13 protein-coding genes are annotated in these 13,690 nt (G+C 44.0%); 2 read left to right on the top strand and 11 right to left on the bottom strand.

The window, feature by feature from the left end; all coding sequences use genetic code 11:
- Positions 1 to 311: 311 nt before the first annotated feature.
- Positions 312 to 1,973, top strand: a complete 1,662-nt coding sequence (recN, locus tag L2729_RS13245; RefSeq protein ID WP_248988688.1) for a DNA repair protein RecN — start codon at positions 312 to 314, stop codon at positions 1,971 to 1,973.
- Between the two features lie 81 nt (positions 1,974 to 2,054).
- On the opposite strand, the gene L2729_RS13250 is transcribed toward recN, so the two are convergent.
- The 11 genes from L2729_RS13250 to L2729_RS13300 form a co-directional block, all read right to left on the bottom strand.
- Complete coding sequence (locus tag L2729_RS13250; protein WP_102038260.1) at positions 2,055 to 2,549, bottom strand: phosphatidylglycerophosphatase A family protein; 495 nt, start codon at positions 2,547 to 2,549, stop codon at positions 2,055 to 2,057.
- Positions 2,549 to 3,508, bottom strand: coding sequence for a thiamine-phosphate kinase (gene thiL, locus L2729_RS13255; RefSeq protein WP_248988689.1), 960 nt, complete (start codon positions 3,506 to 3,508; stop codon positions 2,549 to 2,551). Before thiL ends, L2729_RS13250 begins: the two co-directional genes overlap by 1 nt.
- Before the next feature lie 179 nt (positions 3,509 to 3,687).
- A complete protein-coding gene (gene nusB, locus L2729_RS13260) occupies positions 3,688 to 4,095 on the bottom strand; it encodes a transcription antitermination factor NusB (protein ID WP_101090594.1) in 408 nt (135 codons plus the stop codon).
- A 14-nt stretch (positions 4,096 to 4,109) separates the two neighbouring features.
- Positions 4,110 to 4,586, bottom strand: coding sequence for a 6,7-dimethyl-8-ribityllumazine synthase (ribH, locus tag L2729_RS13265; protein ID WP_248988690.1), 477 nt, complete (start codon positions 4,584 to 4,586; stop codon positions 4,110 to 4,112).
- Between the two features lie 145 nt (positions 4,587 to 4,731).
- Entirely contained in the window at positions 4,732 to 5,835 is a 1,104-nt protein-coding gene (gene ribBA / locus L2729_RS13270; RefSeq protein ID WP_248988691.1) for a bifunctional 3,4-dihydroxy-2-butanone-4-phosphate synthase/GTP cyclohydrolase II, read from the bottom strand.
- Between the two features lie 145 nt (positions 5,836 to 5,980).
- Positions 5,981 to 6,646, bottom strand: a complete 666-nt coding sequence (locus L2729_RS13275) for a riboflavin synthase (protein WP_248988692.1) — start codon at positions 6,644 to 6,646, stop codon at positions 5,981 to 5,983.
- Between the two features lie 4 nt (positions 6,647 to 6,650).
- Complete coding sequence (gene ribD / locus L2729_RS13280) at positions 6,651 to 7,772, bottom strand: bifunctional diaminohydroxyphosphoribosylaminopyrimidine deaminase/5-amino-6-(5-phosphoribosylamino)uracil reductase RibD (RefSeq protein ID WP_248988693.1); 1,122 nt, start codon at positions 7,770 to 7,772, stop codon at positions 6,651 to 6,653.
- Between the two features lie 46 nt (positions 7,773 to 7,818).
- A complete protein-coding gene (nrdR, locus tag L2729_RS13285) occupies positions 7,819 to 8,268 on the bottom strand; it encodes a transcriptional regulator NrdR (RefSeq protein WP_101090589.1) in 450 nt (149 codons plus the stop codon).
- Between the two features lie 125 nt (positions 8,269 to 8,393).
- On the bottom strand, positions 8,394 to 9,650 hold the full coding sequence (gene glyA, locus L2729_RS13290; protein WP_248988694.1) for a serine hydroxymethyltransferase: 1,257 nt from the start codon (positions 9,648 to 9,650) through the stop codon (positions 8,394 to 8,396).
- A gap of 320 nt (positions 9,651 to 9,970) precedes the next feature.
- Positions 9,971 to 10,261, bottom strand: coding sequence for a hypothetical protein (locus tag L2729_RS13295; RefSeq protein WP_248988695.1), 291 nt, complete (start codon positions 10,259 to 10,261; stop codon positions 9,971 to 9,973).
- Positions 10,252 to 11,619 (bottom strand): DUF3943 domain-containing protein, encoded by a 1,368-nt coding sequence (locus tag L2729_RS13300; protein WP_248988696.1) that lies wholly within the window; start codon positions 11,617 to 11,619, stop codon positions 10,252 to 10,254. The genes L2729_RS13295 and L2729_RS13300 overlap by 10 nt, the downstream gene beginning before the upstream one ends.
- 255 nt (positions 11,620 to 11,874) lie before the next feature.
- Here L2729_RS13300 and ettA point away from each other — a divergent pair, with 255 nt between their 5' ends.
- Entirely contained in the window at positions 11,875 to 13,542 is a 1,668-nt protein-coding gene (gene ettA / locus L2729_RS13305) for an energy-dependent translational throttle protein EttA (RefSeq protein WP_101090587.1), read from the top strand.
- Positions 13,543 to 13,690 lie beyond the last annotated feature (148 nt).

Consider the following 13,690-nt stretch of genomic DNA (forward strand, 5'->3'; position numbering starts at 1 on the left):
ATTCGATGCTTAATTTAAAAGTGCGTCTTGCTAAACCTTGGTTCTAACCACTTTTACTTCTGCGATAGTGAGATTGTGAGATTGTGCACTGTCTCTAAAAGAAATGTTCACCATACAGGAGTAGATAAATTTATTGCCCGCTCATAAACACCTTCCATCTTGCTGTATTAATTATCTATTACTTTATATCCTCTCGTAATTAAAGATGACAAACCTTGCCAGTATCGATTAATTTTTCAACTGACACTTTACTGTATAAAAAAACAGTATATACTGTTCATTAATACAGTGTATTGGGATAGGACATCACTATGCTTTGCCAACTCAGCATTAATAATTTTGCTATTGTGCGTTTTTTGGAACTCGATTTTAAAGCCGGCATGACCAGTATCACGGGTGAAACCGGTGCGGGTAAATCTATTGCTATAGATGCATTAGGCTTGTGCCTAGGTAATCGAGCCGACGCTAATGCCATTCGGCCTGGCGCCACCAAAGCGGAGGTAAGTGCACGCTTTTCATTATCTGATATTCCACTCGCAAAGCGCTGGTTAGAAGACAATGATCTCGAACTAGAGAATGAGTGTATTTTAAGACGGACCATCAATAATGATGGCCGATCACGCGCATATATCAATGGTAATCCAGTCCCACTTGCACAGATAAAATGCCTCGGACAACTGCTGATTGGCATTCATGGTCAACACGCTCACCATGCGATGCTAAAAAGTGAACACCAGCTTACTTTACTCGATAGTTACGCCAACCATAAGATGCTACTCGACACTGTAGCGGCGAGTTATCAGAGATGTAAAACGGTTGAAAAACAGTTACATCAATTAGAGTTAGCGCAGCATGAAAGGCTTGCACGTAAACAGTTACTGCAATACCAGGTTGAAGAACTCAATGAGTTTGCCATTGCTAAAGGCGAGTTTGAAACCATTGAGGCTGAGCATAAAAAGCTCGCCAACAGCACGGCATTAATTGAGCTATGCCGTAGCCAATTAAATATTTTGCAGGACAATGATAAAGCGAGTGTTGAGTCATTGTTAAATACCTCTATAAGTCAGGGGCAGGATTTAGAAAGTTATGATGCCGAACTTGGCAGCGTTGTCACCATGCTTAATGATGCACTTATTCAAGTACAAGAGAGTAGTAGCGAGCTTGAGCGGTATTTAGAAGGTTTAGAACTAGACCCTGAATACTTTGAACAATTGGAGCTGCGGATCTCTAAAGCACTACAACTGGCGCGCAAACACCATGTCAATGCCAGTGAATTGTTTACTCACCATCAAGGTCTGTTGAATGAACTCAATGAGCTTGGCTCCGATGGGGACAAACTTGAAGAGATCCGCAATCAACTGCAAAATAGTCAACAGGCATATTTGAACCACGCAAGAAAACTCAGCCTCAGTCGTGGCCGCTATGCTAAAGAACTCGATAAAAAAGTCACTCAATCGATTCATGAGCTGAGCATGCCTAAAGGTAAATTCAGTATCGCGGTCAACTTTAATCAAGCCGTGATTAGCCCTCAAGGCTCCGATGCCATTGAGTTTCTCGTGACCACAAATCCAGGTCAACCTTTGCAGCCCATTGCTAAAGTGGCCTCAGGCGGTGAACTCTCTCGAATAGGCCTTGGCATACAAGTTATTACCGCTAAAAAAGTCGCGACACCAACGCTCATTTTTGATGAAGTCGATGTGGGAATATCCGGTCCAACGGCGGCTGTCGTCGGCCGGATGCTGCGGAGTTTAGGGGAATCTACTCAAGTATTTTGCGTGACTCACTTACCGCAAGTTGCCGGTAATGGCCATCAACATATGTTTGTTAATAAGAGCAGTAAATCTGGTAAAACAGAAACATCCATGGTCGCCCTAGATAAGGATCAACGGATTGAGGAGTTAGCTCGCTTACTGGGGGGCGACACCATTACCAGTAATACGATTGCCAATGCTAAAGAGCTGCTGTTTAGTTAAATGAGCTTGCGTAAAACAACCATTAAAAAAGGAGCTAACAATAGCTCCTTTTTTTATTGGCACACTCTATAGCTGAAGCTTTTAAATCAGGTAGTGGGCTGCGGTGTGCAAGCAAATCAGGGAAAATATCCCTGCAAGTACATCATCAATCATAATTCCAAAACCACCTTGCACTTTTGCATCCAGCCAACGGATTGGCCAAGGTTTCAAAATATCAAAAAAGCGAAACAACACAAAACCGGCCAGTAACCATTGCCAACCAGCTGGCGCCGCTATCATGGTAATAAGTAAACCTGCAATCTCATCCCAAACAATAGCACCGTGATCATGCACACCCATATCTTTGGCAGCTTTATCACATATATAAAAGCCGATTAAGACGGTAAAAAGCGTCAAGCCGATATACCAAGGTAAGCTCAATGGTGCCATTAATAAATAGAGCGGTATGGCGGCAAGCGTACCAAACGTACCTGGCGCCTTTGCGGCTAAACCTGAGCCAAATCCTAACGCCAAAAAGTGAATAGGATTTTTAAGAGACAGCTTGGTTAGTGCTTTATCTTTTGAAAGTAAATTCATCAATTAAAGTGCTCAAATCCGAGGTTAATGGGCTCAAATGGCTGTTTATCTAACAACAATTTCAACTTGCCACCCATGCAAATTTGACCAATCTTAGTAAACTTAACACCCGTTTCAGCCAATGCGATCTCTAGTGCGCCTTTTTGGGCTTCAGAGACTGTAAAGAGTAGTTCATAATCCTCACCACCCGTTAATGCATAGCTTAGCGCCATCTCAGCAGAGACATTAGCTTTAAGCTGGTGAGATAAAGGTAGCTTATCGACATTGATAGTGGCGCCAATATTAGAGGCTTTCAATACATGTTGAATATCAGAGACTAAACCATCTGAAATATCAATGGCACTCGATGCCAGCGTGCGCAGTGCTTGCCCCGCTAATACCCTTGGAGTGGGCCGGTAATGCCGATTAATAAGATAGTTTCTATCGTCTTCATTACAGTCCGCTTTTCCACGCAGTAGATCTAGCCCTAAAGCTGAGTCACCTAATGTGCCGGTAGCGTAGATCCAATCTCCATTTCTTGCGCCGCTACGAGTCAGACCGGTATGCTTAGGCACTTGGCCATTAATGGTAATGGTGATTGAGCGGGGACCACGAGTAGTATCACCGCCAATAAGTGCTACGCCATAGTATTCGGCAATTTCAAACAAGCCCTCACTATAATCTGCCAACCAATTTTCGTCGACTTCTGGCAAAGTTAGCGCCAATGTCATCCATGCAGGCTCCGCCCCCATAGAAGCCAGATCAGATAGATTCACCGCTAGCGACTTATACCCCAGATCTTTTGCAGGCATGTCGGCAAAGAAGTGCACGTTTTCCACTAAGGTGTCACAAGATATCACAATAGATTTATTTGCAGCGGGTTCAACAATGGCACAATCATCACCAATGCCAAGTGCAACATCTTTTCGAGACTGGGCACGCCCAGTAAAAAAGCTTTCGATTAATTGAAATTCTTTCACAATACCAATCACAAATTAAGAAGTGGTTTGAGGAAAAAAGAGGATCTAATAGTAAGAGGATCTTAGCTATGATTTAAGTTACGTTAGATGTGTTCTGCTATTAAATGCCAGCCACGGATCATGCAACTGTGATTCTCTTTTTAGGCATACAAAAACGGCATCCGAAGATGCCGTTTTTACTATTTCGTTCTTGCGACTAGCTTATCCAGAATACCGTTAACGAACTTATGTCCATCTTCAGCGCCGAATGCTTTGGCAAGCTCGATAGCTTCGTTAATCGCTACTTTATAAGGAACATCCTTGCGGAAAGTCAGCTCATAAGTCGCTAAACGAACAATCGCCTTTTCGACAGGGTCAACTTCATTCAAAGGACGAGTCAAAAATGGAATGATTAGCTCATCCAATTGGCTTTTCTTAGTTGCTACGCCCGCTAATAACTCACGAAAGTAAGTTATATCGACACCATCAACATTTTGTTCAGTTAGAAACTCATGCTCAACATCAGCAATATTGTTGCCACTTAGCTGCCAAGAGTAAATGGCCTGAACCGCTAAACGACGTGCCTTTCGGCGCTCTGAAGGCTTCATTAAATTGTCCTAGATTACAGGTGTTCTTCAAGTGCTTGCAGCACGTTAACCATCTCTAGCAAACCCAAAGCAGCTTCGCCGCCTTTGTTGCCTGCTTTAGTACCTGAACGTTCAATTGCTTGTTCAATAGTATCAGTGGTTAAAACGCCGAATGAAACAGGAATATCAAATTCAAGTGCAACTTGAGCTAGACCTTTATTACATTCGCCTGCAACAAAATCAAAATGAGGTGTACCGCCACGGATAACCGCACCAAGTGAGATTATTCCGTCAAATTTTCCGCTGGCCGCAACACGACGTGCAGCAAGTGGCAGTTCAACAGCGCCAGGCACTTTAATTACAGTGATATTATCATCTGCAACTTGGCCAAAACGCTTAAGAGTGTCTACCGCACCATTAAGTAAACTATCTACAACAAAGCTGTTAAAACGTGAAACTACGATCGCAATTTTTGCGTCTTTCGATTCGATATTACCTTGAACTATGTGCATTTATCTTACCTAAAATTAGCTAATTACCCAGCATGGGGGCGGAAGAGGCGGTATGATACCACAGCCGTTAACGCTGATCCCCATGCAATTTATAAGAAAAGTGTTAAATTACCCCTTGGATGATTTTCCAACCCAAGATAGTATTTTATTCTGCTATATAATCAGTTACTTCTAAACCAAAGCCTGATAGTGAATGATAACGCTTTGGTGAGCTAAGTAAGCGCATTGATGTCACACCTACGTTTGCTAGGATTTGCGAGCCAACACCCACTTGACGTGAGGTTCCTTGCCACTTAGCGGTAATAGGAGCACTGCCGTTATCTTCAGCTTCAAATGCTTTAACTTTGGCTAAAATATCACTGCTATGCTCTTGATGACCGAGCAGTACCAGTACGCCACCGTCTTCGCTAATGCGCTGCATTGCTTTTTCTAGGGGCCAACTGCGTTGCTGATCGCGCTCGGAATGTAACAGGTCGTTAAAGGTATTCTGTAAGTGAACACGTACAAGTATGTTCTCTGTAACCGGACCTTTGACTAATACATAGTGTAATTGATTATCGATAGTGTCACGGAAAGTCAGCATATCAAACTCACCAAAACGGGTTGGTAGCTTACATTGCGCTTCACGTACAACACTGGTTTCTTTAGTGTTGCGGTATTCAATTAGGTCAGCAATAGTGCCCATCTTTAATCCGTGCTTTTCAGCAAAAACTTCAAGATCTGGACGACGCGCCATGGTGCCATCGTCCTTTAAGATTTCAACGATGACTGATGAAGCTTCAAAACCTGCTAATCTTGCTAAGTCACAGCCAGCTTCAGTATGACCGGCACGGATGAGCACGCCACCCTCTTTTGCCATCAATGGGAATATGTGGCCAGGCTGCACAATATCACTAGGCTTTGCATCTTTGGCGACTGCAGCTTTAACCGTGACGGCACGATCTTGCGCTGAAATACCCGTTGTGACACCTTCAGCCGCTTCAATAGACATTGTAAAGTTGGTTGAGAACTGGGCATTATTGTTGGTTACCATTAAAGGCAGGTTTAGCTGTTCGCAGCGTTCTTTAGTCAAGGTTTGACAAATAAGACCGCGACCGAACATCGCCATAAAGTTAACCGCCTCTGGCGTCACCATGTCAGCAGCCATAATAAGGTCGCCTTCATTTTCTCTATCTTCATCATCCATCAAGATAACCATCTTGCCTAGACGAATATCTTCGATGATCTCTTCTATACTATGTAGCGACATGTTCAGACCTTTATTTTGTATTACTGCATTAGGTGAGGTTGCTAACCTTTATGCCTATCGTGGCAAAGCAGTATATAAATTTAATGATTATTTTTTTGAAGCCTTTAAAGATAATTTTATCTTTAAAATAGCCTTAATCCAGTATTTAACGTAAAAAACCTGAGCGAGCTAACAGTTCCATAGTAACTTCGGACTTAGGTTGCTGTTTTTCATGCTCTGATGAATAGTTCATCAATCTTTCTAAGTGACGAGCAATGAGGTCAACTTCAATATTAACGCTATCGCCAGCCTTTAAATTTATTAAGGTGGTTTCACCTGCAGTATGCGGCACTATGGTCAGTCTAAATCGATGCCCTTGCACTTCATTAACCGTTAAACTCACACCATCAATGGTAATAGACCCTTTATGGGCAATATAGCGACCCAGCTCTACGGGAGGTGATAACCAAAATTCAATTGCCTGACCGCGAACTTGCCGGTCATCAACCCGGGCCATACCATCAACATGACCACTGACCATATGGCCACCTAAGCGTGTTGTTGGAGTTACGGCTTTCTCTAAGTTAACCTCGGTGCCGACAGCATAATGTGCAAACCCAGTAAGGCTGACTGTCTCGGCTGAAATGTCCGCAACATAACCATCCGCTAGCCGCTGCACGACAGTAAGGCACACACCATTAGTGGCGATGCTGTCACCGAGCTTAACGTCCGATAAATCAAGCTTTGCGCTTGCAACCGTTAATCTAATATCATCGCCACGACGTTCTACTTTTCGTAAATGACCTACAGATTCAATAATTCCGGTAAACATAAAGTTAATTACTCATTCTTAACGTCAAGCGAGTATCTTTACCCACTTTGCGTTCATCTATTACATTAATACTGGGTATTTGTGACATCGTCTCAAATGAGGGCAAAGCAAGTAAGTCTCGCCCCTGAGCACCGAGTATTTTCATTGCTTGGTATAAAATAATTTCATCCGCTAATTGCTCACTAACAAATGCACCAGCGAGTGTCGCACCGGCCTCAACTAACACCGAGTTGCAGCTTTTACCGAGAAAAACCAGCAAGGCACTAAGGTCTACCCGCTTGTCTTTGGCGGCTAAAATCTGATGGCTAACATGAGCCGGCCATGCCGACTTCACCTTCTCAGGGTAGTCACAAGTGCTAATAAGTAAAATAGGACTGTTGATACTAAACAGCTTAAGGTCAGCACCTAGACGTGCTTGGCTGTCTAATACTACACGCATCGGTTGATGTAGTTCTGCTGGCGCGATCTCATTTGATAAAGAACCCAGTTCACTATGTCGTACATTTAGACTCGGGTTATCGGCCAAAACCGTTTCAACGCCAGTAATGAGTGCACAATGTCTTGCACGCACCCGCTGTACATCTCTGCGAGCTTCTGGCCCGGTGATCCATTTAGACTCACCGTTTGATAGTGCTGTTTTACCATCAAGACTCGCCGCAAGCTTTACCGTCACCCAAGGTAAACCTTGCTCCATTCTCTTCAAAAAACCGAGATTAACCTGTTTAGCTGCATCGGTTAATAAACCAACGTCAACCTGTATACCTGCATCGCGGAGCATGGTGATACCACGACCAGAGATTTGTGGGTTGGGATCCGTAACGGCAATAACAACGCGGCTAACCTTGCTTTCGATCAGGGCTTTGGCACAAGGTGGGGTTCGGCCATAATGGCTGCACGGTTCTAATGTAACGTACGCAGTCGCGCCAATGGCATCATCGCCGGCCATGTTAAGTGCGTAGACTTCGGCATGGGGGCCACCAGCACGGATATGGTAACCTTCTCCCACAATCACGCCGTCTTTAACTAATACACTACCAACGCAAGGATTTGGTCGGGTGGTATAGAGTCCTTTTTGCGCTAATTCAATAGCTAGACTCATCATTTGATTGTCTTCAGTTGACCACATAGTGAAATGAGTTCCGATTAATCAATTGGGTAATAAGGGGGTATAACTACTTCTGTAAGTTCGCGATAGCGTCGCCGAACTCCGACACGTCTTCAAACGCGCGGTAAACGGACGCAAAGCGTATATAAGCCACTTTGTCTAAGTTGACCAATTGGTCCATCATCAAGTTACCTATCATCTCTGATTTAACTTCACGCTCACCTGTCGCTCGCAGCATCGACTTAATCTTAGTTAAGGACTGCTCGATTTGGTCCATCGATACCGGTCTTTTCTCTACCGCTCGAAGCATGCCGCCACGCAGTTTATCTTCATCGAAAGGTTGGCGACTACCGTCTTGTTTAACCACACGAGGCATTACCAGTTCAGCACCTTCAAATGTAGTATAGCGCTCATGGCATTGCACACACTCTCGACGACGACGTACCTGATGGCCATCTGCGACAAGTCGCGAATCAATCACTTTAGTGTCTGTTGCGCTGCAAAATGGACAATGCATCTAGCCTCCGGTCAGGTATTAAAACGACTTAACATAAACGATTTAATAAAAAATCATTATCAATTATAAACAAAAATGGCCGCATAAATGCGGCCATTAAAGTTTACCTGATTTAACGCTTAAGGTTAACCGTAAACAGGGAACTTAGCGCACAATTCAAGAACCTGCGCTTTTACACGCTCGCTAACAGCAAGATCTGTAATATCATCAAGCACATCACACATCCAGTGAGTCAGCTGCACAGACTCTTCTTCACCAAAACCACGACGAGTGATAGCAGGTGAGCCAATACGCAGACCAGATGTCACAAAAGGTGAACGTGGGTCATTAGGTACTGAGTTTTTGTTGACGGTTATGTTGGCATTACCCAACGCTGCATCAGCCTCTTTACCCGTCATATCTTTGCTTATCAAATCAAGCAAAAACAGGTGGTTATCAGTACCGCCAGAAACAACATCATAACCACGTTCAATAAACGTGCGAGCCATTGCTTTTGCGTTTACTACGACTTGCTCTTGGTATGTCGTGAACTCTGGCTCGAGCGCTTCTTTGAATGCAACCGCTTTAGCAGCGATAACATGCATCAAAGGACCACCTTGACCACCAGGGAAAACGGCTGAGTTTAGCTTTTTATAAATAGCTTCATCATCGATAGCAGAAAGGATCAAACCGCCACGAGGACCCGCTAACGTCTTATGCGTTGTCGTTGTCACAACATGTGCGTGTGGAAGTGGGTTTGGATAGATACCCGCAGCAACAAGACCTGCAACGTGCGCCATATCAACAAATAGGTAAGCACCTACTTTATCAGCGATTTCGCGGAACTTGCCCCAATCAACAATGCCTGAGTATGCGCTGAAACCTGCAATAATCATCTTAGGATTATGTTCAATCGCTAGACGCTCAACTTCAGCGTAATCAATCTTGCCCGTTGACTCGTCAATGCCGTACTGAACCGCATTATAGAGCTTACCAGAGAAGCTGACATGTGAGCCGTGAGTCAAATGACCACCGTGAGCAAGGCTCATACCTAGAACCGTGTCACCACCTTGAAGAAGGGCCATAAATACGGCTGCGTTAGCTTGTGAACCAGAATGCGGCTGAACGTTAGCGTACGTTGCACCGAACAACTCTTTTGCACGAGATATTGCGAGTTCTTCAACGATATCAACATGCTCACAACCACCATAGTAACGCTTACCAGGGTAACCTTCGGCATACTTGTTAGTAAGCTGAGAACCTTGAGCTTCAAAAACGCGTGGGCTCGTATAGTTTTCTGAAGCAATAAGTTCGATGTGCTCTTCTTGACGGCGAGTTTCATCTTCAATCGCTGCAAACAATTGTGGATCGTAATCCGCGATATTCATGTCTTTTTTCAGCATTATTTACTCCAGCTGTAAATTCTTATAGTAGGGTTGCGCGGTATGATACAGCGCAATTGATCACAATCCCAGCATTAGAAACATGAAATTACTTGCAATTTCCCATGAGCGATATTTCAACAAGAGCAAATTGACGCCATAAACTTGCTCAACGATTGTATTACATAGAAAAAACGCCTTTAATCTATTGATTCATTACCTTGTGGTGCAAATCTAGAAAACTCTGTTCTACAAACACGCCAGCCCTGTCATCATTTAGTGGCCCATAATGGCAATAACACAGGTACGCGATGTCCACTCGCCATCAAGACCTCCCTTCCCTAGTATCGATAGGCTAAGCGTAAACTAGTACGACTCTCGCTATCATCATTGCGATGATAAATATTGCGATTATCGATCCCAGTTAAGGTACCACTGCGGTCAATGCGCTCATGGTGCACACTCAAACCAACGGTTTTAGTGATGGGCAGCCCAAGATAAACCTCATAGCGGTCTCGCGCATCTTTAAAGTCCAAATCGCTTTTATTACGGTTCCAATCGCTACTGCGGTTAAACTCTTTATCGTCAATTGAATCCCAACGTTGAGAAGTGACTTTTAGGCCTAATAGCAATTCTCTGTAGCTTGCTTCAACGTTAACTTTGCGGTATGCCCTAATCCATAAGCATAACCGCCCTCCCAAAGAACCGACTTGGTTCCCCAAAACTGCCCGCCAGAGGCTTGATAATCTTTACTGGCAAATGGTTTCACCATGCTAAAATCACCGAAAATATCGCCACGAACACTGATATTAAAATCTGCATTTTGCCATTCACCGCCCGCCGACAAGCCAATAACATTAATCGCAGCAAAGAAATCCTCTTCGTCTTCTTGGCCTAAACTACTGTACTCAATCCCCATAGAAGGCCCGATAAACCAATTATGTCCCCAAGATTCACGAGAACCCGTTGTAGGTTTTACCTCTTGAGTGTAACCGCCCAAAAAAAGTGAGGAGGACAGCTGCCAATCTTCGATCCCCTCTGCAGATATACCAAGCTCCATATCAAGTTCAACTAAACTTGGTGTCGCAGATAACGCATCGTATTGCCCTTGCACGCTGTCAATACTGGCTTTTACTCCAAGCAACATTGTCGTGGTAGAGATATCTGCGGTATCTTTAGTCGAATATAAAGCGCCAGTGTAAATATCGAATTGGTCTGTGGATTGTTGTCGGTCGAAGCGATTGGCAGTGTCATCGCTAAACCAGCCACGTAGGGTCTTTGATGGGTTAAATACACCTGCAAAGGTTGCAGGAACCCACCCTTCTTTTGTGTCGAGCATCTCTGACAATTGGAAAAAGCTTTCACCTAATACTGAGCCGCCAAAAGTGGTGACTATCTGGTCGTTAATACTGACCACTTCTTTATACTCTGCAAAAACTTCCCATATACCTGACGTCAGAAAATTACCTAGCATTGATTCATAGTAATTAAAATTATAATTACGAAAAGCCTGATGGTAGAGCGCGCCAGCATAAGCGTGCCCCCAATTCATTCCGACTTCATTATCATCAAGCTTCCAAGATTCTGTAGTGACAATACGATCAACAAAATACCGGCCAGTATTGCCTTCAATCTCGTAATCGAAGTCTTCTTTCATGCTCTCTTCACCCGTTTTATACAGCAGTTCTCCAATCACCAAAACGACGGTAATTTCAGCTAATGCTCCCCACCAATCTTTCTCAATCAGTTGCGGTAATGTGATGGCAGGATCGGGTTGTGGCTGGTGAGTAATAGCAGCTGATGAATTAGCTGAAAAAGGCGCTGACGTCATAAAGTAGGTATTCGAAGTCGATATTGAAGCCACTACAGGAGCTTGCTGAGGTAATGTTGTCGACGCCAATTCAGCAATAAAACTTGCCTCACCTGCCCATACCGGCGCATTAAGAGCAAAAATAACAGTCGTGATGACTGCATGCTTTTTAATATTCAATTTATTCCCTTAAATCAACCCACCTGATAACTCGCAAGCAAGCCTTTGCAAAAATAGCCCTAAGCCGTCAAATAAAAACACATGATTAACAACCATTACAATAATGCTACATGTATTTAAACCAAATATCAGCTAATGCTCCCATTTCAAACATGACTGTTGCTTAACGGCGAAGCAACTCAAGATAAAGATCAGATTTAAGTTAAGCGGCAATTCAAGTAGACTTGCCGACACTCCCAGTCAAAGAGAAATAAAATGGCTCAGTTTGTATACAGCATGCTAAGAGTGGGCAAGATTGTTCCGCCTAAAAAGCAAATTCTAAAAGATATCTCCCTAAGCTTTTTCCCCGGCGCCAAAATTGGTGTGTTAGGACTCAACGGTTCAGGTAAATCAACTCTGCTACGCATCATGGCCGGTCTCGATACCGAAATTGAAGGCGAAGCAAGACCGATGCAAGATCTAAAAATTGGTTACTTACCACAAGAACCAAAACTTGATCTAAATCAGACGGTTCGTGAAGCTGTTGAAGAAGCGGTGTCCGATGCCAAAAATGCCCTCGTAAGACTCGATGAAGTTTACGCGCTGTATGCAGAGCCAGATGCTGACTTTGACGCACTCGCTAAAGAGCAAGGCCAACTCGAAGCCATCATCCAATCACAAGATGCTCATAATCTTGATGTCGTTTTAGAGCGCGCTGCTAATGCATTGCGCTTGCCTGATTGGGATGAAAAAATTGCAGTGCTATCCGGTGGTGAAAGACGCCGAGTGGCTATTTGTCGTCTGCTGCTTGAAAAACCAGACATGCTACTGCTTGATGAACCCACCAACCACTTAGATGCTGAATCAGTCGCTTGGTTAGAGCGTTTTCTGCAAGACTATGTTGGTACTGTCGTGGCAATTACCCACGATAGATATTTCCTCGACAATGCGGCGGGTTGGATTTTAGAACTCGACCGTGGTGAAGGGATCCCATGGGAAGGTAACTACTCTTCATGGTTAGAACAGAAGGATGCTCGTTTACAACAAGAGTCAGCAACTCAGAGCGCTCGTCAAAAGACCATTGCTAAAGAATTGGAATGGGTACGTCAAGGTGCTAAAGGACGTCAATCTAAAGGTAAAGCACGTATGGCTCGCTTTGAAGAGCTTAATACCAATGACTATCAAAAGCGTAACGAGACCAACGAGCTGTTTATTCCACCAGGACCACGCTTAGGTGACAAGGTGATTGAAATTAATCACCTAACAAAATCCTACGGCGATCGGGTGTTAATTGATGACTTGAGCTTTGCCGTCCCTAAAGGGGCGATTGTCGGTATTATCGGTGCCAACGGTGCAGGTAAATCAACACTGTTCAAAATGATCTCTGGCGAAGAACAGCCAGACAGCGGCAGCGTTGAAGTCGGTGAGTCTGTACAAATTGCTTCTGTAGATCAGTTCCGTGATTCGATGAATGACAAGAACACTGTTTGGCAGGAGATCTCTGGCGGCCAAGATATTATGCGAATTAACAACACTGAAATATCAAGCAGAGCCTATGTTGGCCGCTTTAATTTCCGTGGTGGCGATCAGCAGAAAATCATAGGCACCTTATCGGGTGGTGAACGTAACCGTGTGCATTTAGCCAAACTGTTACAAGCGGGTGGCAACGTGCTACTGCTCGATGAACCTACCAACGACCTTGATATTGAAACACTACGAGCACTAGAAGAAGCGCTACTAGAGTTCCCAGGTTGCGCCATGGTAATTTCCCATGACCGTTGGTTCCTTGACCGTATCGCGACGCATATTCTCGATTATCGTGATGAAGGTAAAGTGAACTTCTATGAAGGTAACTACACCGAGTATTCAACCTGGTTAAAAGAGGAAATGGGTACTGATGTTGTTGAACCTCATCGCTTAAAATACAAACGAATGAGTAAATAACGTTTCATTTATCCATTTTTTAAACAGGGGCTTAGGCCTAATGCCGTTCACTTAAGGTGAGCGGCATTTTTGTTTCTAGCATATCGTTGAGGCCGTGGCTTTACTGTTCTGGGGAATGTTCTTTCCCGCCGGGGTTCAAGTACCAAGC

Origin of the sequence: Shewanella gelidimarina (assembly GCF_023283945.1) — a bacterium.
GTDB classification, from domain to species: Bacteria; Pseudomonadota; Gammaproteobacteria; order Enterobacterales; family Shewanellaceae; genus Shewanella; species Shewanella gelidimarina.